The organism is Stenotrophomonas sp. 8(2023), assembly GCF_030345295.1.
Taxonomy (GTDB): domain Bacteria; phylum Pseudomonadota; class Gammaproteobacteria; order Xanthomonadales; family Xanthomonadaceae; genus Stenotrophomonas; species Stenotrophomonas muris.
Map to the genome: position 1 here is coordinate 2269666 of NZ_CP128404.1, position 23956 is coordinate 2293621.

Annotated in this window: 28 protein-coding genes; 8 read left to right on the top strand and 20 right to left on the bottom strand. The window is 66.3% G+C overall.

What is annotated here, in order from left to right:
• Positions 1 to 19: 19 nt before the first annotated feature.
• Positions 20 to 583, bottom strand: a complete 564-nt coding sequence (locus QP609_RS10670; RefSeq protein WP_197620858.1) for a TetR family transcriptional regulator — start codon at positions 581 to 583, stop codon at positions 20 to 22.
• Between the two features lie 168 nt (positions 584 to 751).
• On the opposite strand from QP609_RS10670, the gene QP609_RS10675 reads away from it, so the two are divergent.
• Positions 752 to 1705 (top strand): alpha/beta hydrolase, encoded by a 954-nt coding sequence (locus QP609_RS10675; protein WP_049407332.1) that lies wholly within the window; start codon positions 752 to 754, stop codon positions 1703 to 1705.
• A 54-nt stretch (positions 1706 to 1759) separates the two neighbouring features.
• Here the strand turns inward: QP609_RS10675 and QP609_RS10680 are convergent, their stop codons facing one another.
• Together QP609_RS10680 and QP609_RS10685 are read right to left on the bottom strand one after the other, a co-directional pair.
• Complete coding sequence (locus tag QP609_RS10680; RefSeq protein WP_134808863.1) at positions 1760 to 2956, bottom strand: GAF domain-containing sensor histidine kinase; 1197 nt, start codon at positions 2954 to 2956, stop codon at positions 1760 to 1762.
• 54 nt (positions 2957 to 3010) lie between these two features.
• Positions 3011 to 3910: a GlxA family transcriptional regulator gene (locus QP609_RS10685; RefSeq protein WP_229653766.1), complete on the bottom strand. Its 900-nt coding sequence runs from the start codon at positions 3908 to 3910 to the stop codon at positions 3011 to 3013.
• 155 nt (positions 3911 to 4065) lie between these two features.
• On the opposite strand from QP609_RS10685, the gene QP609_RS10690 reads away from it, so the two are divergent.
• A complete protein-coding gene (locus tag QP609_RS10690; RefSeq protein WP_197604594.1) occupies positions 4066 to 4869 on the top strand; it encodes an SDR family oxidoreductase in 804 nt (267 codons plus the stop codon).
• Positions 4870 to 4928: 59 nt separating this feature from the next.
• On the opposite strand, the gene QP609_RS10695 is transcribed toward QP609_RS10690, so the two are convergent.
• Entirely contained in the window at positions 4929 to 7574 is a 2646-nt protein-coding gene (locus QP609_RS10695; protein WP_197620857.1) for an excinuclease ABC subunit UvrA, read from the bottom strand.
• Positions 7575 to 7848: 274 nt separating this feature from the next.
• Here QP609_RS10695 and QP609_RS10700 point away from each other — a divergent pair, with 274 nt between their 5' ends.
• Positions 7849 to 8103 carry a hypothetical protein gene (locus QP609_RS10700; RefSeq protein ID WP_049407341.1) on the top strand — a complete coding sequence of 85 codons (255 nt, stop codon included), beginning with the start codon at positions 7849 to 7851 and terminating at the stop codon, positions 8101 to 8103.
• A complete protein-coding gene (locus QP609_RS10705; RefSeq protein WP_053494309.1) occupies positions 8100 to 8516 on the top strand; it encodes a low affinity iron permease family protein in 417 nt (138 codons plus the stop codon). Before QP609_RS10700 ends, QP609_RS10705 begins: the two co-directional genes overlap by 4 nt.
• Positions 8517 to 8543: 27 nt before the next feature.
• Here the strand turns inward: QP609_RS10705 and QP609_RS10710 are convergent, their stop codons facing one another.
• The gene (locus QP609_RS10710; protein ID WP_197620856.1) at positions 8544 to 10037 is read right to left on the bottom strand and encodes an FAD-dependent oxidoreductase; all 1494 of its coding nucleotides are present in this window, start codon (positions 10035 to 10037) and stop codon (positions 8544 to 8546) included.
• Positions 10038 to 10262: 225 nt separating this feature from the next.
• Here QP609_RS10710 and QP609_RS10715 point away from each other — a divergent pair, with 225 nt between their 5' ends.
• A complete protein-coding gene (locus tag QP609_RS10715; RefSeq protein ID WP_014647166.1) occupies positions 10263 to 10493 on the top strand; it encodes a hypothetical protein in 231 nt (76 codons plus the stop codon).
• Between the two features lie 9 nt (positions 10494 to 10502).
• Here the strand turns inward: QP609_RS10715 and QP609_RS10720 are convergent, their stop codons facing one another.
• The 3 genes from QP609_RS10720 to QP609_RS10730 all read right to left on the bottom strand — a co-directional run bounded on the left by QP609_RS10720 (position 10503) and on the right by QP609_RS10730 (position 13830).
• The gene (locus tag QP609_RS10720; protein ID WP_197620855.1) at positions 10503 to 10952 is read right to left on the bottom strand and encodes a BLUF domain-containing protein; all 450 of its coding nucleotides are present in this window, start codon (positions 10950 to 10952) and stop codon (positions 10503 to 10505) included.
• A gap of 138 nt (positions 10953 to 11090) precedes the next feature.
• Positions 11091 to 13640 (bottom strand): DNA ligase D, encoded by a 2550-nt coding sequence (gene ligD / locus QP609_RS10725; RefSeq protein ID WP_197620854.1) that lies wholly within the window; start codon positions 13638 to 13640, stop codon positions 11091 to 11093.
• A 13-nt stretch (positions 13641 to 13653) separates the two neighbouring features.
• A complete protein-coding gene (locus QP609_RS10730) occupies positions 13654 to 13830 on the bottom strand; it encodes a DUF3606 domain-containing protein (RefSeq protein WP_014647169.1) in 177 nt (58 codons plus the stop codon).
• A gap of 247 nt (positions 13831 to 14077) precedes the next feature.
• Between QP609_RS10730 and QP609_RS10735 the strand changes: the two genes are divergently transcribed.
• Positions 14078 to 14575 (top strand): ferritin-like domain-containing protein, encoded by a 498-nt coding sequence (locus QP609_RS10735; protein ID WP_014647170.1) that lies wholly within the window; start codon positions 14078 to 14080, stop codon positions 14573 to 14575.
• Between the two features lie 39 nt (positions 14576 to 14614).
• Here QP609_RS10735 and QP609_RS10740 read toward each other — a convergent pair whose 3' ends face one another.
• Genes QP609_RS10740 through QP609_RS10750 form a run of 3 tightly spaced genes read right to left on the bottom strand, consistent with a single transcriptional unit; the run spans position 14615 to position 16573 of the window.
• Entirely contained in the window at positions 14615 to 15349 is a 735-nt protein-coding gene (locus QP609_RS10740; RefSeq protein ID WP_197620853.1) for a DNA-formamidopyrimidine glycosylase family protein, read from the bottom strand.
• Complete coding sequence (locus QP609_RS10745) at positions 15342 to 16109, bottom strand: DUF72 domain-containing protein (RefSeq protein WP_134808866.1); 768 nt, start codon at positions 16107 to 16109, stop codon at positions 15342 to 15344. Before QP609_RS10745 ends, QP609_RS10740 begins: the two co-directional genes overlap by 8 nt.
• Entirely contained in the window at positions 16106 to 16573 is a 468-nt protein-coding gene (locus tag QP609_RS10750) for a BLUF domain-containing protein (protein WP_014647173.1), read from the bottom strand. The genes QP609_RS10745 and QP609_RS10750 overlap by 4 nt, the downstream gene beginning before the upstream one ends.
• Positions 16574 to 16876: 303 nt before the next feature.
• Between QP609_RS10750 and QP609_RS10755 the strand changes: the two genes are divergently transcribed.
• Positions 16877 to 17200, top strand: coding sequence for a KGG domain-containing protein (locus QP609_RS10755; protein ID WP_197620852.1), 324 nt, complete (start codon positions 16877 to 16879; stop codon positions 17198 to 17200).
• A gap of 100 nt (positions 17201 to 17300) precedes the next feature.
• Here the strand turns inward: QP609_RS10755 and QP609_RS10760 are convergent, their stop codons facing one another.
• The 3 genes from QP609_RS10760 to QP609_RS10770 all read right to left on the bottom strand — a co-directional run bounded on the left by QP609_RS10760 (position 17301) and on the right by QP609_RS10770 (position 19271).
• Complete coding sequence (locus tag QP609_RS10760) at positions 17301 to 18209, bottom strand: manganese catalase family protein (RefSeq protein ID WP_046430681.1); 909 nt, start codon at positions 18207 to 18209, stop codon at positions 17301 to 17303.
• A 36-nt stretch (positions 18210 to 18245) separates the two neighbouring features.
• Positions 18246 to 18767 carry a ferritin-like domain-containing protein gene (locus QP609_RS10765; RefSeq protein ID WP_046430683.1) on the bottom strand — a complete coding sequence of 174 codons (522 nt, stop codon included), beginning with the start codon at positions 18765 to 18767 and terminating at the stop codon, positions 18246 to 18248.
• A 159-nt stretch (positions 18768 to 18926) separates the two neighbouring features.
• Complete coding sequence (locus QP609_RS10770; protein WP_100450505.1) at positions 18927 to 19271, bottom strand: hypothetical protein; 345 nt, start codon at positions 19269 to 19271, stop codon at positions 18927 to 18929.
• A gap of 219 nt (positions 19272 to 19490) precedes the next feature.
• Between QP609_RS10770 and QP609_RS10775 the strand changes: the two genes are divergently transcribed.
• Positions 19491 to 19871, top strand: a complete 381-nt coding sequence (locus tag QP609_RS10775) for a response regulator (RefSeq protein ID WP_229653767.1) — start codon at positions 19491 to 19493, stop codon at positions 19869 to 19871.
• Between the two features lie 16 nt (positions 19872 to 19887).
• Here QP609_RS10775 and QP609_RS10780 read toward each other — a convergent pair whose 3' ends face one another.
• The 6 genes from QP609_RS10780 to QP609_RS10805 form a co-directional block, all read right to left on the bottom strand.
• Entirely contained in the window at positions 19888 to 20235 is a 348-nt protein-coding gene (locus QP609_RS10780; protein WP_289213762.1) for a BLUF domain-containing protein, read from the bottom strand.
• Positions 20236 to 20421: 186 nt separating this feature from the next.
• On the bottom strand, positions 20422 to 20850 hold the full coding sequence (locus QP609_RS10785) for a BLUF domain-containing protein (RefSeq protein ID WP_049439716.1): 429 nt from the start codon (positions 20848 to 20850) through the stop codon (positions 20422 to 20424).
• A gap of 83 nt (positions 20851 to 20933) precedes the next feature.
• On the bottom strand, positions 20934 to 21659 hold the full coding sequence (locus QP609_RS10790) for a glycosyltransferase (protein ID WP_164076887.1): 726 nt from the start codon (positions 21657 to 21659) through the stop codon (positions 20934 to 20936).
• Entirely contained in the window at positions 21656 to 22243 is a 588-nt protein-coding gene (locus tag QP609_RS10795) for an SAM-dependent methyltransferase (protein WP_197620850.1), read from the bottom strand. The genes QP609_RS10790 and QP609_RS10795 overlap by 4 nt, the downstream gene beginning before the upstream one ends.
• Entirely contained in the window at positions 22240 to 22998 is a 759-nt protein-coding gene (locus tag QP609_RS10800; RefSeq protein ID WP_197620849.1) for a PIG-L family deacetylase, read from the bottom strand. Before QP609_RS10800 ends, QP609_RS10795 begins: the two co-directional genes overlap by 4 nt.
• Positions 22986 to 23927 carry an acyl-CoA dehydrogenase gene (locus QP609_RS10805; protein ID WP_197620848.1) on the bottom strand — a complete coding sequence of 314 codons (942 nt, stop codon included), beginning with the start codon at positions 23925 to 23927 and terminating at the stop codon, positions 22986 to 22988. Before QP609_RS10805 ends, QP609_RS10800 begins: the two co-directional genes overlap by 13 nt.
• Positions 23928 to 23956 lie beyond the last annotated feature (29 nt).

The following is a 23956-nucleotide window of genomic DNA, read 5'->3' on the forward strand; positions in this document are numbered from 1 at the left end:
GATCTGGCGTACCCAGGCGCTAACGCTTGGCCTGTTCCAACAACAGCTTCGCGACATCCTTCGCGGTGTCTGCGGCGCTGTAATCACCCATCACACGCGACAGGGTGATGGCGCCTTCCATCAGGATCAGCAGCTGACGGGCCAGGTCCGCCGGCTGCTCCACATCCAGTTGTTCGGTAAGTTCCCGCGTGTAATCGAGCAGCTTCTGCTTGTGATTCCGCGCGATTTCCCGGATCGGATTGGCAGGGTCGCCGACCTCCCCTGCGGTATTGATGAAGGCGCAACCGCGATAGCCCTCGGACTGGAACCAGTTCTTGAGCACGGTGAACATGCCGAGGATGCGTGCTTCCGGGCTGTCCGCCTTCTCGCACTCATCCCGGAACCAGGCGAGCCAGCGCACGTCGCGCGCCTTCAATGCAGCGGCGGCCACGTCGTCCTTGTTCTCGAAGTGGCGGTAGATGCTCTTCCGCGCCACGCCCGAGGTCTTCACCAGCAGGTCCATGCCGGTGGCGTGGATCCCGTTCTGGTAGATCAGGGCCTCGGCCGTGGCCAGGATCTTCTGGTCGGTGGTGAGCTTGCTCATGGCTGCAAGGTAGAACGAGCGTTCTACTCTGTCAACAGGCGATCGCGAGCGATTGGTGTGCGCACATCCATGCAAGACGATCTATCAAGAAATCCGGACACTTCATCACCCGGACGCCTGATTGCAGGCGCAAAGTACGTCTCACCACCCACCCATGAGAGTTTCCGCATGAACACCTTCGCCCGTACCCTGGCCGTTGCCGCCCTCGCCCTCTCGGTCCAGGCCGGCCTGTCCGCGCAGGCCGCCGAACCGGCCAAGCCGGCTCCGGTCACCGCCATCGCGCGCACTGCCAGCTACATCACCACCGCCGACGGCGTGCAGCTGTACTACAAGGACTGGGGCCCGAAGGACGGCCCGGTCGTGACCTTCAGCCATGGCTGGCCGTTGAATTCGGACAGCTGGGAGTCGCAGATGATCTTCCTGGCCAACCATGGCTACCGCGTCATCGCGCATGACCGTCGCGGCCACGGGCGCTCCAGCCAGCCGTGGGACGGCAACGACATGGATCACTACGCCGATGACCTGGCCACGGTGATCAACACACTGGACCTGCACGATGTGACCCTGGTGGGCTTCTCCACCGGTGGTGGCGAAGTGGCGCGCTACATCGGCCGGCATGGCACCGGCCGGGTCAAGAAGGCCGTGCTGATCAGCTCGGTGCCGCCGTTCATGCTGAAGACCGCCGACAACCCCAACGGCCTGCCGATCGAAGTGTTCGATGGCATCCGCAAGGCACAGATGGATAACCGCGCGCAGCTGTACCGGGACATTCCGTCGGGCCCGTTCTATGGCTTCAATCGCCCCGGTGCGAAGGTGTCGCAGGGGCTGATCGATGCGTGGTGGGCGCAGGGCATGCAGGGCGGCCACAAGAACACCTACGATTCGATCGCCGCGTTCTCGGCCACCGATTTCCGCGCCGACCTGAAGAAGTTCGATGTCCCCACCCTGGTGATCCACGGTGACGACGACCAGATCGTGCCGATCGATATCTCTGGCCGCCAGTCAGCGAAACTGATCAAGGGCGCCAGGCTGATTGTCTACCCGGGTGCGCCGCATGGCCTGACCGACACCCACAAGGACAAGGTCAATCAGGATCTGCTGACGTTCCTGCAGGAAAAGTGAGTGGCCAGGGCTCCGGCGCGGTGCCGGAGCCCTTCTGTTGCCTGGCGCCCACCTTCATGGACGCGCCGCGGTCGGCATCTGGAATGTGAACACGGTGCCGTCGCTCTCACTCGACTGCACGTCCAGTGTGCCGCCGTGGGACTTGGCAATTTCCGATGCAATGTAGATGCCCAGGCCGAGCCCTGGCCTGGGCAGCTCGCCCTGCTCACGCGAAAACGGGCTGAAAATCGTCCCCAGCCGCTCAGGCGCAATGCAGCCGGCGTTATGCACATCCAGCGTGAGGCGATGGGATGCGGCCTGAACCCTCAGCGTGACTGGGGCGGAGCGCTCGCCGTGCTGGGCTGCGTTGGTCAGCAGGTTGGCCAGCAGCTGCGACAGCCTGCCGGTGTCGCAGACCACGCCACCTTCGATCCGCATCTGGACGTTGATGTCCTGCCGACCGGTAGCGATCGCCACTTCTTCTGCAACCTGTTCAAGCGCCGCCTGCAAGGTGTGGCTTTCCTGGAGCGAGACCGGAATGCCTCCTCCCAGCCGCCCCCTGGCGAAATCAAGCACATCACCGATGAGGCCATCCATCCGGGTGACGCCGGCGGCGATGTGCGCGAGCATCCGCTGCTGGCGCTCGGAAGTTGCCTCACGTTCCAGTGAATCGGCGGCCACGCTGATGGCCTGCAGCGGGCTGCGGAGGTCATGGCCCAGCACCGCGATGAACTGATCGCGCAGATCGGAAACACGCTGTGCCGTTGAAAGGGCTGTCTCTGCCTCCAGCAGCTGATCCTCTTTGTCGAGGTAGTTGCCAACGAGGTCGGCAAGCAGCTCCATGGATCGTTGGACATGCGCCTCATCGAAGTTGCCCGGCGACGAATCAATGGCACACAGGGTGCCGAAGAAACTGCCATCCGGCCGATGGATCGGCACGGAGGCGTAACTCTCCAGCCCATAGATCCTGGGCGTATGGTGTTTGGAATACAGCGGATGTGCACTGGCGTGCGCGAACACCACGGAGGTCGATGACTGCCTGATCTCGTCACAGAGGGTGGTTTCGAGGACCAGCTGCCCGCCCGGAACGAGCCCGAACCCCAGGGTGTCCAGGGTGGCGCAGGCGGTCCACGTGGTTTCTGTCACCCGGGCAATCGCGGTGAATCTTGAGCCTGTGATATGGGCGACGGTTTCAAGGATGCGCGGCACTGCTTCAATACGGCCGATCTCAGCGATGTCATTCAGCAGGTGGGGATCGGTCAGTGTGTGCATGTAGTGGCAGTCGGGCGCAGTGGTGCATCATCCCATGAATCCAGCCACGAACACTCAGTCCGCCCCGCCCCGTGCGTTGCGCCGCAGCGATTGCGGGGGCTGGCCGAAGGCGCGCAGGAAGGCACGTCGCATGCGTTCGGTATCACCGAAGCCCGTTTCAGTCGCCACTTCATCCATCGTGTAGCGGCTCTGCTCGATCAACACGCGAGCGGCCTCCACCCGCAGGCCCTCCACTGCCTTGGCGGGGGATTGCCCGGTTTCCTCGCGGAACGCGCGACTGAACTGGCGGGTGCTCAGATGCGCGGCCTGCGCCAGTTCTTCAACCGACAAGGTGGCGCGCAGATTGCGGCGTGCAAAGGTCAGCGCGTTCTGGATGCGATCAGACCGGGCATCCAGCTCGAGCAGCACCGAATGCTGGGACTGCCCGCCTCCGCGCCGATGGTAGATCACCAGCTTCCGGGCCACCGCCCTGCACAGATCCGCACCGAAGTCCTGCTCGATCATGCCAAGCGCCAGGTCCAGCCCCGCGCTCATGCCGGCGGAGGTCCAGATCGGGCCATCGGTGATGAAGATGCGGTCTTCCTCCACCTGCGCGGCGGGAAAGCGCTGCCTGAGCGCACGTGCGTGGAACCAGTGCGTAGTGGCGCGGCGCCCGTCCAGCAACCCCGCTTCGCCGAGAAGGAACGCGCCGGTGCACACCGACGCGGTCCTGCGCGTGCGTGCGGCCGCGTGACGGATCGGATCGATCAGCGCGCCGCTGGACGGGGCTGGCTCCAGCAGGCCGGCCACGATCATGGTATCCAGCGGCTGCTGCGCAAGCGGCGCTGTCTGCATGGCCATGCCAAGCGAGCTGGGCACCAGCCCGCCCTGTTCGGACAGCATGTGCAGATCGTAAAGGCGCGCGCCTTCGGTGGCATTGGCCAGTTCGAAGGCGGACGCCGCGGCGATCGCCATGGTCTGGAATCCGGCGGGCAGGACAAATCCAACACTGGGCATGACGGTTTTTCAGGGGTGGCCGTAAACGAGGTATATACGACATTTACGACACGTACAAGCCGACCTAGATTTCCCCTGACCCCGGCGACGTTCGCCGGTTCGGACTGACCTCTGTGAACGACCCTACCCATCACGGCACCGCACTCATCACTGGCGCATCGTCCGGCATCGGGGCGATCTATGCCGATCGCCTGGCCCACGCCGGCCATGACCTGATCCTGGTCGCGCGACGCGCCGACCGCCTGCGCCAACTGGCCGAGGCGCTGGCCCGCAGCACCGGCCGCACGGTGGACATCATCGCCGCGGACCTGACCATCCCCGACGGGCGTGCCGAAGTTGAAAAGGTCATTCAAGGCCGAGCGGATATCCAGGTGCTGGTCAACAATGCCGGCATCGGCGCTACGGCGCCCCTGCTGCAGTCGGACATCGGCGAGATGGAGCGCATGATCACGCTCAACGTGAACGCCGCGATGCGCCTGGCCTATGCTGCAGCGCCGGTGTTTGTGGCACGTGGCCGGGGCACGATCATCAACATCGCCTCCATCGTCGCGCTGGCACCGGAGCTGCTCAACGGGGTCTACGCGGGAAGCAAGGCGTTCGTGCTGGCGTTCTCGCAGTCGCTCCACCATGAGCTGGCCGACAAGGGCGTGCGTGTCCAGGTCGTCCTGCCGGGCGCCACCGCAACCGACTTCTGGCACCTTTCCGGCCTGCCGGTGGAGCACCTGCCACAGGGCATCGTGATGAGCGCCGAAGACATGGTGGACGCGTCCCTGGCCGGGCTGGCGCAGGGTGAACTTGTGACCATTCCCGCGCTTCCGGACATCGCTGAGTGGGACGCCTTCGAGCACGCACGCAAGGCGATGGCACCGGGCCTTTCGCTCGCGCAGCCGGCGCCACGCTATGTGAGCGGCGCCTGATCGGCGAACGGCGTGCAGCTGCCCGGCGTGGTGGAGTGCGATAGCCGGGGATGACGTCGCTACAGCGCCAGTTCCCTGGCAAGGAACGGCGCCGTCCTGCTGTCCTTGGCGCGGGCCACCTGGCGTGGCGTACCCTTCGCCACGATGGTTCCACCTGCGCCGCCTGCGCCCGGGCCGACGTCAATCACCCAGTCGGCCTGTGCGACAGAACGCATGTCGTGCTCGATCATCACCACGGTGTTTCCCGCGTCCACCAGCCGCTGCAACTGCACCAGCAGCCTGTCTGCGTCCAACGCATGCAGGCCGGTGGTGGGTTCGTCCAGTACATAGAGCGTGCGGCCGCGTTGGCTGCGCTGCAGCTCGGTCGCCAGCTTGATGCGCTGCGCCTCGCCCCCTGAAAGCTCCGTGGCCGGCTGGCCGAGCCTGAGATAGCCCAGGCCGATCTCCTGCAGCAGCTGCAGCGGCCGCGCGATGGCTTCTTCACCGGCGAAAAATGCCTGTGCCTGGTCGACCGTCATCTGCAGGACCTCGGCAATGTTGCGGCCGTTCCACAACACCTTCAGCGTGGCCTCGTTGTAGCGGGCGCCATGGCAGGCGGGGCATGGCGCATAGACACTGGGCATGAACAGCAGTTCGACGCTGACGAAACCCTCGCCTTCGCAGGTCTCGCACCGGCCCTTGGCCACGTTGAACGAGAAGCGACCTGCATCGAAGCGGCGGCGTCGCGCGTCGGGGGTCGCGGCGAACAGCTTGCGGACGTGATCGAACAGGCCGGTATAGGTGGCCAGGTTGGAGCGTGGCGTGCGGCCGATCGGTTTCTGGTCCACCTGCACCACGCGCTGGATGGCATCCACGGCTCCGGCAAGCTGGCCCCGCGTCGCTTCGATCACGGTTGGCCCGTCCTCGGGCGTACTGTCGGCGCTGTCGTCCACGGGCTCGTGCCCCAGGTGCAGCAGCATCAGCTCGGGCAGCGCCTGCGCCATCAGGCTGGACTTGCCCGATCCGGAAATGCCGGTCACTGCGGTCAGCACTCCCAGCGGCAGCTGCGCGTCCACGCCCTGCAGGTTGTGGCGGTGGATGCCCTTCAGCTCCAGCCAGCGGTCGGCGCTGCGTTGCCGGCTGGCAGGCGCAGGCACCTGGTCGAACAGGTACCGCGCGGTGCGCGAGTCCTCGATGCGGCGCAGGCCGTCGGGCTCGCCACTGTAGAGAACGCGCCCGCCGTGCTCGCCCGCTTGCGGTCCCACGTCCACCAGCCACTGTGCACGTCGCATCAGCTCCAGATCGTGTTCAACGACGAACACCGAGTTGCCGCCATCGCGCAGCCGGTCCAGCGCGTCGTACAGCGCCTGGCTGTCGGCCGGATGCAGGCCGGCCGAGGGCTCATCGAGCACGTACAGCACACCAAACAGCAACGAGCTGAGCTGTGTGGCCAGCCGCAGGCGCTGCAGTTCGCCGGCCGACAGCGTGGGCGTGGCGCGATCCAGCGAGAGATACCCCAGGCCCAGCTCGCGCAGCTGCCGTACCCGCGCCATGACCCCACCCGCCAGTCGCTGCGCGGCCAGGCGTTTTTCCTCCGACAGGGCCGAGGTCAGCCGCACATCGGGCGCGCCTTCGTGGGTCGCACGGCCAGTGGCTGCCCGCTTGGCGCGATCGCGGGGCGTCGCACTCCTGCGGGTGCGTGCGCCGTGGCTGTGTGCACTGAAGTCACCCTGCGCGATGGGCTCGAGCAGCCCGGCCAGTTGATCCAGCGGCAGCCGCATGAATTCACCGATGTCCACACCGGCAAAGGTGACCGAAAGCGCTTCGGGCTTCAGTCGCTTGCCCTGGCAGGCGGGGCACAGCTTGCCTTCCATGTAGCGCGAGACACGCTTGCGCATCAGCGCGCTCTGAGTGTTGGCGAAGGTGTGCAGCACGTAGCGGCGGGCGCCGGTGTAGGTGCCCATGTAACTGGGCTCCAGCTTGCGCTTGAGTGCGGCACGCGTCTCGGCAGGCGTGAAGCCGGCATAGACGGGCACGGTCGGCGTGTCCTCGGTGAACAGGATCCACTCCCGGTCCTTCTTCGGCAGCTTCTTCCACGGCACGTCGATGTCGTAGCCCAGGGTGACCAGGATGTCGCGCAGGTTCTGGCCATGCCAGGCCGGCGGCCAGGAGGCGATGGCGCGCTCGCGGATGCTCAGCGACGGGTCCGGCACCATCAGCGCTTCGGTCACTTCGTAGACGTGGCCCAGCCCATGGCAGGTGCTGCAGGCCCCCTGCGGCGTATTGGGCGAGAAGTCCTCGGCGTACAGCATGGGCTGGTGGGCCGGGTACGCGCCTGCACGCGAATACATCATGCGTACCAGGCTGGACAGCGTGGTCACGCTGCCCACCGATGAACGTGCGTTGCTGGCACCGCGCTGCTGCTGCAGGGCCACCGCCGGCGGCAGGCCGTCGATGGCATCCACGTCGGGCACGCCCGCCTGGTCGATCAGGCGGCGCGCATACGGTGCGACGGATTCGAAGTAGCGCCGCTGGGCCTCGGCGAAGACCGTGCCGAACGCCAGCGAGGATTTGCCCGAACCCGATACCCCGGAGAACACCACCAGCGCATTGCGTGGAATGGAGACGTCGACGTTCTTCAGGTTGTGCTCGCGTGCGCCGCGGACCTCGATGCAGCCGCTGGCCGCGGCAGCGCATGACGACTCGCCAAAGGGGGGGGTGGACATCTTCGCGATCCTGCTGCCAATGAGTGGAATACATGCATGCGCACACGGGCGGCTATTGTCGCTGCTGCAGGGTGAATGGAGTGAGGGGATGTGTGATTGTGTGCAGCGTCGGAACACAGGTGACCGACGCCAACCGCGCCACGCGCCTGATTGTTAACCTGCATTGGCTGAAGGCTTGACGCCACGTTGCCGCACCCTTGATGCAGCCGCTCACAGTGCGGCTCCTATGCTGGGCCCGCCACTACGGCAGTGGGACCCAACCTGGAGATTCACCATGCAACGCGATCAGAAAGACCTGCCCCACCCGGACCCGGAAGCACAGCGCACCGATCCGGTCAGCCCGCTTCAGGCCAAGCTGCATAACCATCGCAATCATGAAGAGGCGTTGCAGGAGACGTTCCCGGCCAGTGACCCGATCTCGCCCTTCGTCGCAGCCCCGACGCCCGACGAGCAGGCCGCGCGCCTGGGTGAGCGGGTCAAACTGCCAGACCGCCGGACGGATGAGGAGGCCGGCGGAGGTGAGCAGTGATCCGGCGCGGCTTTGCACGCGTCGCGGCGGCCACGGCGCGGTTGTCCGGCAGTCTTGGGGCATTCGTCGCGGCACTGGGGGTGATCATCGCCTGGGCCGCCAGCGGCCCGGCCTTCCACTTCAATGACACCTGGCAGCTGGTGGTGAACACCGGCACCACCATCGTGACGTTCCTGATGGTATTCCTGATCCAGCATACCCAGAACGCTGACACCGCTGCGCTGCACATCAAGCTGGACGAGCTGATCCGGGTCAGCAAGGACGCCAACCAGGAGCTGCTGAACCTGGAATCGATGGAGCCGGCCCATCTTGAAGAGATACGCCAGCGCTACGAGGCACTGGCGAAGACCGCGGCGGACATCAAGTCCAAGAAGGAGCGCTGCATGCCCTGCGAAGCGGATGCAACCGCCTAAGCCTGAGGTCACCTTTGCGGCGGCGGCCTACAGCGATGCCGGTGTGAGGCCCTGCCTGGCGGGGCCCTCCAGCAGGGCCCCGGTGGCGGAAAAGCGGCTGCCGTGGCACGGGCAGTCCCATGTGCGTTCATGGAAATTCCATTGGACGACGCACTTGAGGTGCGGGCACAGCGCCGACATTGCGTGCAGCTGGCCATCATCATCGCGGTAGATCGCGGTGCGCTCTCCGCCCACGTCCAGCAGCGCACCGCACCCGCGGCCCAGCTCGCTGGGAGCGCGCGACGACGCGGTTCCAAGGCGATCGCCCACCATGTGCCGCGCAACCGTGGCGTTGGTGCGGGCCCAGCCTGCAGCCGAGCGCAGCGGAGTAAAGCGCATGGGGCTGAGCAGCTGCTCGATCTCGCTGGTCGTTCCCGTGATTCCCTCCGTGATCGCGCGCGCGGCCACGCCCGCCCAGGTCAATCCGTCCGGCCCATAGCCGGTAGCGACCCATACATTGTCGTGCGCGCTGCTGCCGATGTAGGGCAGCTGATCCGCGGCCCGGAACTGCTGCGCGGACCAGCACAGCGGCTCGCCCTGCACGCTGAAGTTGCGACGCGCGTCGGCGACCAGATGCTGGGCCGGATCCATCGCCGGGGTTTCGCCAGTGCGATGTGTCTCCCCGACCAGCACCAGCCAGTCGCGGCCATCAGCGCCATGCACCCCGCGCAGCGAGCGGTGCCGGTCGGCGATCCAGTGAATGCCTGCCGCTGGCGGATTGGCCACCGGTACCGCTACGCCGTATTCGCGGTACACCTCCATCTCGGCCTGCACCAGGTTGAATCCTGCTGGCGAGTGGGTGGCCAGCACAAAGCGCCTGGCATGGATGCGGGCACCAGGGGCCGTCGCCACTCCGGCTGAAGCCTCGATGCGGGTGATCCGGGTCCAGTCGTGGATGCGCACGCGGCCCACCAGATGACGGGCCAGTTCCCTGCAGAACGCCGCCGGATGCAGCTGCGCCTGGTCGGGAACGCGGAAAGCGTGGCCCAAGGCGAACGGCAGCCCGGATTGGCGGTGCTCGCATTGCAGGCCAACGCGTTGGTAGGCCTGGAGCTCGCGTTCGAACTGCGCCGTGGCCTCGCGCGAACGCTCCTGCACGCCGTACTGCATGGCCACGCGCTCGAAGCCACAGTGCAGATCGTAGCGGTGGACCAGTGTTTCGATGGAACGCAGCGCGTGTTGCCGCCACTGCACGACACGACGTGCCGTGTCACCGCCCCAACGCGCGATCAGGTCTGCCAGCCGGGACACGGGAGCGTAAAGATTGCCGGTTGACATCACCGTATTGCGTCCGCCGATGGGGCCGGCATCCACCACCACCACATCCAGGCCGCTGTCGGCCAAGCGGGCGGCGGTCAACAGGCCGGTCATGCCTGCACCGACCACGAGCACGTCCGCGCGCGTGGCCCCGGCGAGAGGGCGGAAGCCGTGCGGATCGGAATCAGCTGACCATAAGCTGGCGCGCGGGGACGGGTCGGCCATGAAAAGGATCCTTGCAGGTTCATCGGAGAGCCTTCCCTGATACGCCCTGCCGGGTGAAACGACGGTGGCGTGCCCGTGCAGGAAATGCTCACGTGCGTGGCAGTGCCGCGGTGAGGATCAAGACGGGGTGAGTGCCGCATGGACACGATGCCTGCGTCGCCTGTGCAAACCGCGACCCTCTGCTTGCAGCGTGGTTGCTAACGTGGCTGCATGGAGGGCCAGGCAGTGAGCACGCATCTGGAAATCGACCTGATGATCGCGCAACTGGAGGAAATGCTGCCGACCTGGGCGGCGTTCTATCCCGAGCCGCAGTTCATCCGCATGCTCGCCGAGGCGCTGGACTACATTGCTGCCAGTGCGGACCCGGATGCCCGCCTGTACTGCGTGATGCGCACCGGGCACCTCGATTCGTGCAGCGGCGAGATCCCCTGGGCGGCGCGCTATGGGGGCCGCTAGGCCGATCGATCACGCCGCGACGGCATAGGGTTCCACCAACCTGGCCAGGACATCCATGGCCGTCTCGGTTGGCACATCGTCACCGGTCCGCTGGGCGAACCCTGACCAGTCCGCGCGGGCAAGACTCTTCAACTGCTCGGGTTGCGTCGGCAGCCAGCGCATCGGCCAGAACGGGAGACGCCGGTTGCCTACCCTGCCGCGCTGCAGCTCGATCAGTCCCGTGTGGCTTGCAGCACCGAGTACCCGCGAGTACGCCACGTTCAAGCCATCTTCGGGCCCCTCCATGTACTGCAGGAACCGGGCGCCATCGAACAGCAGTACGCCGGTAACGCCGGCATTCCGGTTGAAGCGGGCGGCATCATCGACCAGGTCGTCCAGCTTCCCGCTGCGCAGGCCCAACGGGTCACCGGCAACGGCCGGGCCCGCCTCACTTATGTATGCGACTGCCCTGATCGGCATTGGCTGCTCCTGTAGCGAATCCCCCCAGATTCCGTACCGCAAGCATAGGCCAACCGCGCCGACGATATGTTCCGGCCCTGTGTATTCTGCGAATCAGTTGGGTTCGGGCTGACAGACGGTACGCAGCACGGGCCTGGCCTACGGGTCTGCCTGGGCCCATCGGGCGAGATTCTGCTTCACTTTCGCGATGCCGGCCCAAGGGTCCTTGCGGCGACGTCTGAGCTTTGCGGGCACGTCCTTGATCGTGAAGGCGTCGGCGCGCTTGAGTTTCGCCAGATCACCCCAGGCGATCGGCAGTGCCACCGGCGCGCCCGGCCGGGCGCGCAACGAATAGGACGCGACCGCCGTTGCACCGCGCCCATTGCGCAGATAGTCGACGAAGATCCGCTTGTTGCGCAGGCTCTTGGTGGCGGTTGCCAGGAACCGCTGCGGTTCGGACTGTGCCAATGCATCGGCGAAACCCTTCGCAAAACGCTTGGTCAGGTCCCAATCGCACCCTGGGTTGAGCGGCACGACCACGTGCAGGCCCTTGCCGCCGGAGACTCGCAGGAACGATTCCAGCTCCAGCTGCGCCAGCAGTTTCCGGATATCGGTTGCCGCTTTCTTGACTTCGGCAAAGGGCACATCCGGTCCGGGATCCAGATCGAACACCACCCGGTCGGCCCTGTCGGGCGCCTCGGCGTGGCTGCCCCAAGGGTGGAACTCCAACGCGTTGAACTGCACCAGTTCAAGCAGGCTGGCTGCGTCCCGCACCACCAGGTAATGGGCGTTGATGCCGCTTTCCTCCTTCAGCCTTACCGAATCGACCAGCGCCAGCCCGGCCGTATGGTGTTTCTGGAAGAAGCAGGGTTTTGCGGTGCCACTGGGGCAGCGGATGATCGACAGCGGACGATCCACCACCTCGGGCAGGAGGTGCTCCATCACTGCTGTGTAGTAATCCCACACGTCCTGCTTGGTGTAGCCGTCGCCGGGAAACAGGATCTTGCCCGGGGACGACAGCACGGGGGGCGCACGATCCGTTGCCGGCGCCCTTTCCACCCGGCGCCCACGCCGCGCGGGCGCTTGCGACCGCGCCGAGGCCGGGGCTGCTCCGGCGCGATCGGAATCGGCGAGGTCGGCGATATCCTTGTCCGCCCGCACCGCCTTCAGCGACGCCTGGCGCAGCAGTTGCTGCCCACCGATTCCGCGGTAGAAAACCTCCACCACGAAACGCGGTTCGAACCAGGTCGCGGCGCGCAGATCGGTGTCCTGCGTGGGCACGTACGCGGTCGGCTTGCGGCCGCCGCCGCCCTTGATGCGCTTGCTGATGTCGCCAATCAGTTCATCCGAGAACCCGGACCCGACGCGGCCTGCGTAGAGCCAGCCATGCGTTGCGTCTGGCCGGGCCAGCAGCAGCGAACCAAAGCCGGTGCGGCTGCCTTTGGGTGCGGTGTAGCCCACCACCGCGAACTCGTCGCTGGCCAGCTGCTTGGTCTTGCGCCAGTCCTCGCTGCGGCCGCTGTGGTAGCTACGATCGGCGCGCTTGGAGATGATGCCCTCGAAGTGCTGCTCACCGGCCAGACGATAGGCCTGGTCGGCATCCCCCTGTACATGCGAACTGAATGCCAATGGGCTGCCCTGCCCCTCCAGCACCGATTGCAGCAGGGTCTTGCGCTCAAGCAGGGGCGCATCGGCGACATCCACGCCATCAAGATGCAGCAGATCGAACAGCGCATACGTCAGGACGCCTTGCTTCTCGCCGGAAAGCGTGGCCTGCAGCAGGTTGAAGTCCTCCTTGGTGCCGGCGCCGGCGATCAGCTCGCCGTCCAGTGCCGCCGAAGTCAGGCCCAGGGCCGCGATCGCATCACGTATCTCGGGAAGTTTGGCGGTCCATTCCAGCGCGTTCCGTGACCACAGCTGCACGTTGCCCTCAGCCACCGTAGCAAGGATGCGGTACCCGTCCCATTTGATCTCATGCACCCACTGCCCGCCCTGGGGCGGCGCTTCGCCCAGCTTGGCCAACTGCGGCTCAAACGGCCCGGACGGCGCTGCCGCCCTTTTCGCCTTGCTGAGCGCCAGGGCCTTCTTCGCCCAGTTCTTTCGCCGGGCGCGTCTGGCAGGTACCGCCGTCAGCCGCTTCTTCGCGGCCTTGCCAGCGCCGGCACGCTTCAGATCCTCCGGTGGCGCTTCAGCGACGTCCCCCAGCAGATCGTCTGCCTCGATATCGCTGGCAAATTCGTCGTCGTCCTTGAACAGCAGCCACTGTGGCTGGCGCGCGGGCTTTCCCGACCGGACCAGATGCCAGCCGCCTTTCAACTTGGTACCGAACAGCTCGAAGCGCAGATGGCCCTTGGCGAGCTGGGCTTCCGGATCGCCCTGCGTGGCCCATACACCGTGGTCAAACTGGGCGACATGGCCGCCGCCGTACTGGCCCTTGGGAATATCACCCTCGAACGCCGCGTAGTCCACCGGGTGGTCTTCCACTTCCACCGCCATGCGCTTGACCTTCGGGTCGTAACTGGGGCCTTTGGGCACGGCCCAGCTCTTCAGCGCATCGCCAACCTGCAGGCGGAAGTCATAGTGCCTGCGGCTGGCATGATGCAGCTGCACCACGAAAATGGCGCGCTGGCCTTTCGGCAGCGCCTTGCCCGGCTCGGGCTCCTTGGTCTGGTCAAAACGACGCTTGCGGCGATACTCGACCAGGGACATGGCCAGCTCCGCGCTATTTGCCCAGGTGCTTCCGGACAGCAACCGCCGTGGGCCCGACTGCCGCGACGGCCGCGCGAAGTTCGTCGGCGGACACGCCCAGCGTCGTGGTCCAGTACCGCAGTTCGTAATCCTCATTGACGTTGATGCGGTCCCGGTCCGGGCTGCCGGCGTTGTTCTTGTCATCGCTCATGGGAGTCTCCAGCGTGATCGGGGGTGAACTGACCGTACCGGCCATTCCATGGGCACGGAGCGATGCCACTGTGAAGCCATGGCGAAGGCCGCCGGCACGGCGTCCTGCCGATGCGCGAAAGACGCTGCTTCGTGAAGGCAGCGCGCAGGGTCCGCGTGGGAATTCACATGCCGCCTTCACTCCTTCCCCGCCTGATCGCAACCGGACGGGACCTACTCTGGGCACTCCATTCACAGCGGAGCCCAGCATGGCTATCAAGACGGCGGAAGATCTGTTCATCCACGAGCTCTCGGACATCTACAGCGCCGAGAAGCAGCTGACCAAGGCGCTTCCGCGCCTGGCCCGTGCGGCCGAGAATCCGGATCTGGCCGCAGCGTTCGAAACGCACCTGGAAGAAACCCAGGGGCAGATCGAACGCATCGACCAGGTGGTCGAGGTGCTCGGCATCCGCCTGAAGCGCATCAAGTGCGCGGCGATGGAAGGCCTGGTCGAGGAAGGCAAGGAGGTGATCGACAGCATCGACAAGGGGCCGGTGCGCGACGCTGCCCTGATCGGTGGCGCGCAGAAGGTCGAGCATTACGAAATTGCCTCCTACGGCACCATCGCCGCGCTGGCCAAGCAGCTGGGCTACAAGGATGCCCTGCCGTTGCTGCTGGAGACGCTGGAGGAAGAAAAGGCGACCGATGAGAAGCTGACCCTGCTGGCCAAGGGCGGCGGCAATGCCAAGGCCACGCAGGCCGCCTGAGTCGAATCGCATGCCCCTCGGCCGCCATGGAAGGCGGCCTCAGGGTGGGTAGAGCACCTGATCGTTTGGGCAGAAGAACGTGCGTCGCCGCGTCGTACCCATGTACAGCTTGCTGATGGGGCCACCGCAGAGCGGGCACACCTTTCGCGTATGCACCTGCCAGTGCTTCTTCAATTCGAAGCGCCGTTTCCATTCCAGGAAGTCGAAGCTGTAGGCACGGGCCTGGTTGATCAGGGCGGTGAGCTTGCGCGGTGGCAGATCGCCCAGTCGCGTGGCCGGATGCACGCGGATGCGGAACAGCACCTCATTCTTGATGATATTGCCGACGCCCGCGAAGATCGTCTGGTCCAGAAGCGCATCACAGACCAGGGTGTCCGGCAGTGCCTTCACCTTGCGCCGGGCCAGTTTTGGATCCCAGGCGTCGTTCATCACGTCCGCCCGCCAGTCGTAGACGTCGTCCAACGGCTGGTCGATCAGCCGGACGGAACACGCGTAGAAATTCAGTTCCCCGTTGTCGAACGCCAGCGACACCCGTGCAGGAGCTGGCTTCCGTTCGTCGATGCGCCAGCTGCCGAACATCATCAGATGGATGCGCAGCGTGTGGTGGCTGAACTCCAGCAGGAAGTGCTTGCCCCAGCTGCGAACCGCCTTGACCCTGCGTCCCTGCAGCGGTGACAGATCGATGCGGCTGTTGCCGGAGACGCCGCGCACGACGTGACCTTTGAAGCGGCTGGCGGCTTCGCGCAGCAGGACAATGGACGGGCCCTCAGGCATGCGCGTTCTCCTGCAGCAGTGCCTGCAGGTGCAGGGCGTTGCCGGTCGCGTGGCCCAGCGCGGTGTTGTCCAGTACGCACCAGGCGCGGCGCTGCGCAGCGGCTTCACGCTGCAGGTGCTGGGCCAGCCCTGCCAGCGCCTGTTCGCTGTAGGGGCTGCGATAGATCTGCGGCTGCCCGTGCCAGCGCCAGTAGCTCCACGTGCGGTCACCGCCCGGGACAGCTGCTGCCGGTACCCGGGCCGGGTCAGCCGCGACCCGTGCGATGCCATGGTCGCTCAGCAGCGTATCGACGTCCGCAGTGAACCAACTGGGGTGGCGCGGTTCGCAGGCGACATCAACCGAGGTGCGTGCGCGCAGTCCGTGCAGGAATGCCTTTACGGTTGCCGGCTCATACGCCAGGCTGGGCGGCAGCTGGAGCAGCAGCGGCCCCAGCCTGTCCCCCAGCGCGATCACGCCATCAAGGAACAGCGCCAGCGGCTGCATCGCGTCGCGCAGCCGGCGTTCATGGCTGATCACGCGCGGCAGTTTCACCGCGAAGCGGAAACCCGCGGGCACGCTCGCCGCCCACCGGGCGTAGGTCGCCGCCTGGTGGGGGCGGTAGAACGAGGAATTGATCTCGACCATCGGCAGGCGGGTGGCATAGCGCTGCAGTACGCTGTCGCCTGCGCCGAACGCCGCCTGCGCCGCGCGCGACAGCGACCAGCCTGCGCAGCCGATCCGTACATGTCCTGGCGTGCCCGGGGCGTCGGCTGCGCTCATCGTGCTACCGGTCCGTCCGGCTCCAGCAACCGGCCATCGCCGGCGCCTGGCGGCGCCTGCGCCACCGATTGCAGTCGATCAAGCGCACTGGTGCCAGGAGCGAGCGCGGAGGCGCTGCGCACGAAGCCGGTCCAGTCGGAGATCGCGATCTTTCCCAGCGCCAGCTCATCCACGCGCACGCTGTGCATGCGCCAGTGCGGGAACTGCCGCCGCCCCACCCTGCCCCGGTTGAGTTCGACCAGACCGTTGTGGCTGCCGGCCGCCAGGATGCGGGTGTACGCCGCGCTGACACCGGACTCCGGGCCTTCGAGGTATTGCAGGAAGCGCGTGCCGTCGAACAGGAGGACGCCGGTCACATCAACCGACTCGTTGAACAGCATCGCGTCCGCGACAAGCTGCTGCAGCCGTTCTGCAGTCAGGTTTCGGGTGGCTTCACTTACATATGCAATGGCACGAAGAGGCATGACAGCACCGGGTTGTTGCAGATGGCTCTACCTTAGCGGTGCGGATCAAACGCGCGGTGACACCGGCGTGGAGGCGGCGTTGAACCTGTACGTGCCAACGCCGCGCTGCGTTGACACCCGGCTCGAGCACCACGACCGGCATGCCGTGTCTTCCGCCGATGGATTTGCTTTCGTGGAGAATGCATGAGGAAGCGCGTGCCTGCGCATGACATCACGTTGGCGGTGGTGCCACCGCCGTCTAGCGGCGGATCTGGAAGATGGTCGCTGCCGCCAATCGGGCGGCTCACTCCAAGGAGACTTTCCATGGCCAACCAGAACCAGAACCAGGGCAGCAGCAACCGCGGCTTCGCTTCGATGGACGAAGACAAGCAGCGCGAGATCGGCGCCAAGGGCGGCCGCGCCGCGCATGAGTCGGGCAACGCCCATGAATTCAGCTCTGAAGAAGCGCGCGAAGCCGGTCGCAAGGGCGGCGAAGCGGTGAGCCAGGATCGCCAGCACATGGCCGACATCGGCCGCGAAGGCGGCCAGAACAGCCATGGCGGCGGCAACCAGGGTGGCAACCAGGGCGCTCGGCAGCAACAGCAGGAACGTGGCGGCAACAACAACCGCGGTGGCCAGCAGCGTTGATCGAGACTGACCGGTTGCACCCCATGTGGGCGGACAGCGTGTCCGCCCACTTTTTTTCACGCGAAACGTGGGGCGGAGGCCCGCCCCGGCCTGTCCCGCGTCAAGGCTCCCGTGGCGGCAGGTCGAGCGCACCGGCGCCCGGCCCGGCGCCCAGTTCGGCACCGGTTGTCGGCCGTGCTTCGGGATCGGAAAGCGTTCGCAGGGTCATGGCCTGCACCGCCGCCTGCTCGCGTGGGTCCAGGCCCACCGTGGCGCTGCCGTCACCGCCGTCCACAGCGGCCTGAGCCTCGCGGTCGCTGACCCGCTCCCACAGCTCGCCGCTGTTCCAGCTGCCCAGCAGGTCATCGGCGCCGTCGCCCTGCGACATGTCCATGTACAGGTCGGTAAAGGCGGGGTCACCCGGCTGCTTGCCCGGTGGGAAGTTGGGCTGGATGCTGTGCAATGCCTTTTCGAAGGACTTCTGGTGGGCGATTTCGCGCGTCATCAGGAAGCGCAGTGCGTCCTTGATGCCTGGATCATCGGTCACCGTGATCAGTCGTTCGTAGACCAGCTTGGCGCGGGCTTCGGCGGCGATGTTCGAGCGCAGGTCGGCGGTGGGCTCCCCGATCGAATCGACGTAGGCCGCCGTCCACGGCACCCCGCTGGAATTGACCAGCGCCGGGCCGCCCCCATACAGGATCTGTTCGGTATGGCTGGTGCTGTTCTGGCCCAGCAGCCGCATGTCCTCGGCTTCGGCAAGACCCTCGGACTGGATGGCCTTCGGGCCGCGGTTGAGCATGGCGATGATGGTGCCGATGATCTCCAGGTGGCTGATCTCTTCGGTGGCAATGTCCATCAGCAGGTCCTTGCGGCCCGGATCGCATTCACCGAGTCCCTGGGTGAAGTAACGCATTGCAGCCGCCAGTTCGCCTTGGGGGCCGCCAAACTGTTCCAGCATGAGGCTGGCAAGCTGCGGGTTGGATTCGCGCACGCGCACGGTGTACATCAGCTTCCTGTGGTGGAAGAACATGGGACTGTCTCCTGTGTATGGCAGGCGGGACCGGGATCAACGCTTGGCTTGGGCGCCAGGCGTTTCGTCACGATTGAGGAAGGCGCCGACCAGGCTGTCCTGGTGCTCTTCCAGCCAGCGCGCCATGGCGATCTCTTCCTGCAGGATCTGGCCGCACACGGCCGCGATATCCGGCGCAGCGGCCCGCTCGGCCGCGATCACCAGCGCCCGGTAGGTGGCGATCTCGGTGTTCTCGAAGCCAAAGGAGATGCCGATGCTCTTGACGACCTCGTCCTCCATCAGGGTGTTGCCGGCAGCGTGGATCGCTGCGGTCATGCTCGCGAACAGCCCCTTGGCGGTGGGCACGCTTCCGCCGAGCGCTTCAATGCACTCGCGCAGGGAGGCGGCCTGCTGCTGCGTCTCCAGTACGTGCTGGCCGATGCGTGCGGCAAGATGGGGATAGTTCTGGATGCGCGAAGCCATGGCCTTCATCATGGTCTCCGCCTCCTGCTCCATGGCGTAGGCATCCTGCAGCCATTTCAGCAGGCGCTCGCTGCGGACGGTGTTCTGGTCTGCCATCATGGTCTCCGGTAGTGGGGCGACATGCCTCCGGAGACCATGGTGGCGAGGCAGCAATCACTGCCCCGTCGGCCGGCGTGAGCCGGCGGGCGTGCGCGCTGCACCTGGCGCTGATGCGGTCATAACATCCGCTGTTGCGTGGCAACGCCTGCCGCGAACTCAGGCGGGCATCGCGCCGGACACTACAGCGCTGCCGGCGTCGCGACGGGGGCTTGCTGCGGGTGCGCGCGCGCCTGCGGACGCCTTCAACGCCTGGATCACCCGGTGCTGCGCACGGTGCGCGCCCCCTTCCACGCCCACGACGTAGACAAAGCGGCCATCGAACTTGGCCTGGGCACCCTCCAGCACGTCATCCTCCTGCAGGGCGCGCTTGAGCGACTTCATCCATGCCCGTTCGGGGGTGCGATCCAGCTCCACGACGATCGCAGCGCCGCCGCAATCCAGGGACATGCACTCCACGCGCAATGCGCAGGGGGCGGTGGGGTCGGTGGCGGATCGAGGCATGGTCATGGCTCCAGTGCTGGGGGACGGCGGCAGTATCCATGGCCGCCGCCAACGCGCCGTCAAAAAAGGCGCACCGCCTTCCACGCCGCATCGACGGCATGGAGCACCTGCGCGGGGCGGCTTCGCGCTGGGCTGACACGGCCCACGCGCGCCGTTGATGCAATACAGCACACACTGCAGTTCCCAAGGCAACACAGGCATGCGCGCATGCAATCGGAAATGGACCAGCGCAGGTGCAACCTGCTGCTGGTTGAAGACCAGCTCGACCTGGCTGCACTGATGGAACAGGCGCTGGAAGACGGCGGCGGCCGGGTGACCCACGCCTACAGCGTGTTCGATGCGCTGGGGCTGCTGGATACGCAACGTTTCGATGGCGCGGTTCTGGATGTGGAGCTCCGCGATGGCGTGGTGTTCCCGGTGGCCGATCGACTGGCGGAACTCGGCATTCCCTACCTGTTCGTCTCTGCGGTCTATGACCAGCTGGTGCCGCTGCGCCACCGCCGCGCAACCTTCGTGGCCAAGCCGTTCCACATCGACCAGTTGCAGGAAGCCGTCCAGCAGGTCGTGGGAGACGCCTGCGCGCCCCCTGCCACGCATTGAGCGGCAGACGCCGGGATTACGCCAGGTGTGGGGCTACCACCTGCCCCAGCTGGCGCAGCGCACCACCGCGGGAGAGCCCGCTCCAGTTGCCACGAGCGACGCTGCGGATGTCGGCAGGGTCGGTCCAGAGCAGCCGCATCGACCAATAGGGAAAGAACCGGCCGGACACCCTGCCCCGGCCCAGCTCAAGCAGTTCGCAATGGCTGCGGGCACCGCGGATACGGCTGTACACCACGTTGATGCTGTCTTCCGGTCCCTCGATGTACTGGAGAAAGCGGTGCCCATCGTAAAGAAGCACACCCGTCACGCCTGCTTCGAAGTTGAAGCGGGCAGCGGCCCTGGCGAGGTCGTCCACAGGGTCCATGGAAAGCCCCGGTATCGCCTCACTTGCGTAAGCGATTGCGCGGAGGGGCACGTTGATTCCTTCTGACGCAGGAAGTGTCCTGCCCTTCCATGATGCTGCCCTTGCCGTAGAGCCAAATGAGGCGGTTCACAACCTGCCTCGCTCCATCCTCTCCCCTGCGGCACACTGCAGTAACAGGTTTCCGGCTCAGGCGGCCTTTGCGTAGGGCTCGACAATCAGCAGCAGCTTGTCCATCGCCGTGGCATCGGCCTGTCCGGTCGCTGCCCGCTGGATGAAGCTGGTCCAGTCGGCACAGGCGATCTCGCGCAGCTCATCTGCAGTGACGGACAGGCAACGCATGGGCCAGAACGGCAGCCGCCGCTGGCCGACACGCCCCCGCGCAAGTTCGATCAGGTGGATGTGACTGCTGGCGCCGGTGACACGGGAGAAGGCCACATCCAGTCCATCGGCAGGGCCCTCCATGTACTGCAGGAAGCGTTCGCCGTCGAACAGCAGCACCCCGGTCACCCCTGCGCCCCGATTGAAGCGCGCGGCATCGTCCATCAGCGCTTTCAGACGTTCCGGCGAGAATCCACTGACGGCCTCGCTGACGTAGGCGATGGCTCGATTCGGCATGGTGCCACTCCTGCTCTTCCAGCGCTTCACTCTAGGACGGGCATCGTGGCGAAACCGTAAACGCCAGCCGGGAAAACATCACATCATGCCCAATTCAGCGTGGTTTCCGAGGCGCTTCCAGGTACCGCCATCCGCCGATCTGCCGCCGTGGCGGGGCGCGCACCCTCCATTCCGGCCAGGTAGGCCGAGAACCCTCCGGTCGCGCGTCCCACCAGGCGGGCACTGGTCATGACGATGGGAGCGCCGGCCCACCTTACGTCAGCGCCGAGGCATTGCAGCCTCCTCACCAGTGCAACATCCTCTCCACAGCGCAGGGGAGCAAATCCCCCTGCCGCCAGATAGGCCTGGGCGGAGACGCCGAAATTGGCACCGTGGATGCGCCCATGATCGTCGCCCCACTGCTGCCGTTTCTGGAACGCGCGTCGCAGGCGCTTCTCCGTCCTGGAGGTGGTTGCTATGTCCACCAGTCCGCAGAAGGCGTCGCACCGGCCCTCAAGCTGGGCAACCAGCCATTCGGGAGGTACCTCGCTGTCGGCATCGGTGCTCGCCAGCCATCTCGCACCGCGTCCGAGCAGCTCAGCGGCGGCCGCTGCCCTGGCAACGCCGACGCAGCGTGCTTCCAGGCGCACCGTATCGACCCGCTGCTGCTGGCAGATGGACGCGGTGGCATCCGAGCAGCTGTCCAGTGCAACCACCACCTGCACTGCTTCGCCGTGCAGCTCGGGATGCAGGGCTGCCCTTCGGATCGATTGCAGGCAGCGCTCCACGCTGGCTGCCTCGTCATGGGCCGGAACCAGGATGCCGATCATCGCAGGCCCTCGTTGCGGGCCAGCGATAGTGCGCTTCGCGTCCAGCCCTGCAGCACGAAGTCCGCATCACGATAGTGGAAGGCTTCGTGCAGGCCTTGGCCAAGGCACCGATGCACGACGTCGGTGCGACTTGCGCGCCCCTGGAACGAAGGCAACCAATGGCAGGCGACCAGCAGTCCGTCGTCGCGAAGGGCCGAATCGATGCCGGCGCGCAGCTCGTGCAGCGCTGCTGCACCCAGGTAGTAGCCCATTTCCCCGCAGACGATCAGGTCGAAGCGGCCCGGCGGCCATTGCTCGGGATGGCTGGCGCAATGGACCTGCACATGCGGCAGGTGGGCCAGATTGCGGCGGGCCCGGAACGCTGCGCGTGGGCTGATGTCGGTGGCCAGCAGGCGCTCGCAGCGGGCGGCCAAGGCCTCGGTCAGCACGCCGTTGGAGCATCCCAGCTCCCAGCCCCGAGTGAACTGGCGCTGGCTCAGGCTGGCCAGCAGCAGCGCACGCTTGCGTTCTTCATACCACCGGCTGCGATAGCCGAAGGGATCCTCCTGCTCATGCAGTTCATCGAAGTACGGTTGCGCGCTCATGCCAGGAATACCTCGTAGTTCCGGAAGAATCGGGTCAGTACATGTGCGGGCAGCACCGGCGGGCTGTTCAGTTCCGGCACCTCGCCGGTCTGGGTCCGGAAGTGCGCGATGGCGTTTCGTTTTGCGGCGGCCACTGCTGAAATGTCGATCAGCCTGGGAACCTCCCACGCCATATGTGCGCAGGCGGGGTCAAGCCAGTGCCAGCCCCACACCGGGTACTCCAGGCGTCGGCAGCCCACTGCCCGCACCGCCCTGCAGGCAGCACGCCCTGCGGCTTCATGATCGGGATGCCCATCAAAGCGCCAGGGTGCCAGGACCAGGTCGCTCGGCTGGAGGTGCTGCTGCAGCCAGTCTTCCAGGCCCTGTTCGTGCGCACTGACCGCGCCGTCGGCGATGCCGAGATGAAACGCGGATCCAGGGCGGATACCGAGTTCGCCCAGCGCTGCGGCAAGCTCGGCGCGTCGCGCCGAGCGCAGGCGTTCTGGCGTCCACCAGTGCTCGTCCGGATAGCACGCTTCGCCATCGGTCACGGCGACGACGCGTACCTCCATGCCCTGCTCCGCAGCGTGACGGAGCAGTCCACCACAGCCGAGGATCTCGTCGTCTGGATGGGGTGCGACCACCACGACGCGATCATGGCCGGCGCAGAGGGTATTGGCCGATGTTGCCGGCCGCTGCCACAGCCAATCGCAGCGCAGCCATGCCTGCTCCTGCGTTCCTTCCCCCTGCAGGGGTGTCCTGGCTACAGCGCCCATGTCGCCTCCTGGCTCGCCCGCTGGCCGCCCAGCCATTCCCAATCGCGATCTGCGTGGTTCTGCCGAAGGAACACGGTCAGGTCCGCGCAGCGACGGGCGTGGGCATCTTCCAGGCACATCGGCGCCGGGCCCAGTGCGCGCCCCGCCAGATCCAGGACACGCGTCGCCGCGCGCTCGACCACGCAGCGCAGGCGCACGACCTCTTCGCGGTGCGCCGATTCCGGCGCGGCGTCGATGCGTGCCGCCACTTCGCGAAGCAGCGCCGCCGCCGGGCCCAAGGCGAGGTCCACTTCACCCAGTAATCGCGCGCGATTTCCCTCGGTGCAGGCTGGCCGCATGCGCTCGGCCAAGGCGGCCGCCGCGCCGAACCAGACTGCCGCGATGCCCGCACCGCCGTGCCAGAAACCCGGTCGCTGCAGGTACTCATCGCGCGTTCCCAGAAGCGCCATCGGTGCGCCGTCGAACCGCACCGTGGTGGACGGAACGCCGGCCATGCCAACGGCCGGCCAGGGCTCATCTGCAAGCGTGCGCCAGTGTTTCGCCGCGACCTGGCACAGCCACACGCCCTGCGCGTTGCGGACGGTTACCAATGCCGCATCCACCCACGCGCTGCCGGAACACCAGGGCTTGTCACCATGGAGCTGGCCGTGGGCATCGAAGCGGAGTGTGTTGGCTGGACCTTCCGCGGCCCAGACCGCCAGTAGCTGGCCTTCAGCCAGGGCGGGCGCGTTCAGTTCGGCGATGATCGCCTGGGCGTCGTAGTGCGCCTCAAGCACTTTGGCCAGGCACAGGTCTTCCGCCCCCCATGCCGCCAGCGCCTGCCACCGCCGCAGCGTGCGGCCGCTTCCGGGGAATGGCAGGTCGGGCCGCTGGACCACTACCTCGCGAGCGCGGCCCTCCAGCGGGGATGGCGACGTCACATGCTGCATGAAGGAGCCTGAAATGGAGAGACATGTCG

What these genes read in the sequence shown, in the direction of transcription:
- QP609_RS10740 (WP_197620853.1), bottom strand. Translation starts at nt 15,349, where the DNA reads ATGCCTGAGGGCCCGTCCATTGTCCTGCTGCGCGAAGCCGCCAGCCGC.
- QP609_RS10805 (WP_197620848.1), bottom strand. Translation starts at nt 23,927, where the DNA reads ATGCAGCATGTGACGTCGCCATCCCCGCTGGAGGGCCGCGCTCGCGAG.
- QP609_RS10695 (WP_197620857.1), bottom strand. Translation starts at nt 7,574, where the DNA reads ATGTCCACCCCCCCCTTTGGCGAGTCGTCATGCGCTGCCGCGGCCAGC.
- QP609_RS10680 (WP_134808863.1), bottom strand. Translation starts at nt 2,956, where the DNA reads ATGCACACACTGACCGATCCCCACCTGCTGAATGACATCGCTGAGATC.
- QP609_RS10745 (WP_134808866.1), bottom strand. Translation starts at nt 16,109, where the DNA reads ATGAGCGCAGCCGACGCCCCGGGCACGCCAGGACATGTACGGATCGGC.
- QP609_RS10675 (WP_049407332.1), top strand. Translation starts at nt 752, where the DNA reads ATGAACACCTTCGCCCGTACCCTGGCCGTTGCCGCCCTCGCCCTCTCG.
- QP609_RS10685 (WP_229653766.1), bottom strand. Translation starts at nt 3,910, where the DNA reads ATGGCGATCGCCGCGGCGTCCGCCTTCGAACTGGCCAATGCCACCGAA.
- ligD (WP_197620854.1), bottom strand. Translation starts at nt 13,640, where the DNA reads ATGTCCCTGGTCGAGTATCGCCGCAAGCGTCGTTTTGACCAGACCAAG.
- QP609_RS10760 (WP_046430681.1), bottom strand. Translation starts at nt 18,209, where the DNA reads ATGTTCTTCCACCACAGGAAGCTGATGTACACCGTGCGCGTGCGCGAA.
- QP609_RS10735 (WP_014647170.1), top strand. Translation starts at nt 14,078, where the DNA reads ATGGCTATCAAGACGGCGGAAGATCTGTTCATCCACGAGCTCTCGGAC.
- QP609_RS10755 (WP_197620852.1), top strand. Translation starts at nt 16,877, where the DNA reads ATGGCCAACCAGAACCAGAACCAGGGCAGCAGCAACCGCGGCTTCGCT.
- QP609_RS10790 (WP_164076887.1), bottom strand. Translation starts at nt 21,659, where the DNA reads ATGATCGGCATCCTGGTTCCGGCCCATGACGAGGCAGCCAGCGTGGAG.
- QP609_RS10800 (WP_197620849.1), bottom strand. Translation starts at nt 22,998, where the DNA reads ATGGGCGCTGTAGCCAGGACACCCCTGCAGGGGGAAGGAACGCAGGAG.
- QP609_RS10765 (WP_046430683.1), bottom strand. Translation starts at nt 18,767, where the DNA reads ATGGCAGACCAGAACACCGTCCGCAGCGAGCGCCTGCTGAAATGGCTG.
- QP609_RS10750 (WP_014647173.1), bottom strand. Translation starts at nt 16,573, where the DNA reads ATGCCTCTTCGTGCCATTGCATATGTAAGTGAAGCCACCCGAAACCTG.
- QP609_RS10730 (WP_014647169.1), bottom strand. Translation starts at nt 13,830, where the DNA reads ATGAGCGATGACAAGAACAACGCCGGCAGCCCGGACCGGGACCGCATC.
- QP609_RS10770 (WP_100450505.1), bottom strand. Translation starts at nt 19,271, where the DNA reads ATGCCTCGATCCGCCACCGACCCCACCGCCCCCTGCGCATTGCGCGTG.
- QP609_RS10785 (WP_049439716.1), bottom strand. Translation starts at nt 20,850, where the DNA reads ATGCCGAATCGAGCCATCGCCTACGTCAGCGAGGCCGTCAGTGGATTC.
- QP609_RS10775 (WP_229653767.1), top strand. Translation starts at nt 19,491, where the DNA reads ATGGACCAGCGCAGGTGCAACCTGCTGCTGGTTGAAGACCAGCTCGAC.
- QP609_RS10700 (WP_049407341.1), top strand. Translation starts at nt 7,849, where the DNA reads ATGCAACGCGATCAGAAAGACCTGCCCCACCCGGACCCGGAAGCACAG.
- QP609_RS10710 (WP_197620856.1), bottom strand. Translation starts at nt 10,037, where the DNA reads ATGGCCGACCCGTCCCCGCGCGCCAGCTTATGGTCAGCTGATTCCGAT.
- QP609_RS10720 (WP_197620855.1), bottom strand. Translation starts at nt 10,952, where the DNA reads ATGCCGATCAGGGCAGTCGCATACATAAGTGAGGCGGGCCCGGCCGTT.
- QP609_RS10780 (WP_289213762.1), bottom strand. Translation starts at nt 20,235, where the DNA reads ATGGACCCTGTGGACGACCTCGCCAGGGCCGCTGCCCGCTTCAACTTC.
- QP609_RS10670 (WP_197620858.1), bottom strand. Translation starts at nt 583, where the DNA reads ATGAGCAAGCTCACCACCGACCAGAAGATCCTGGCCACGGCCGAGGCC.
- QP609_RS10795 (WP_197620850.1), bottom strand. Translation starts at nt 22,243, where the DNA reads ATGAGCGCGCAACCGTACTTCGATGAACTGCATGAGCAGGAGGATCCC.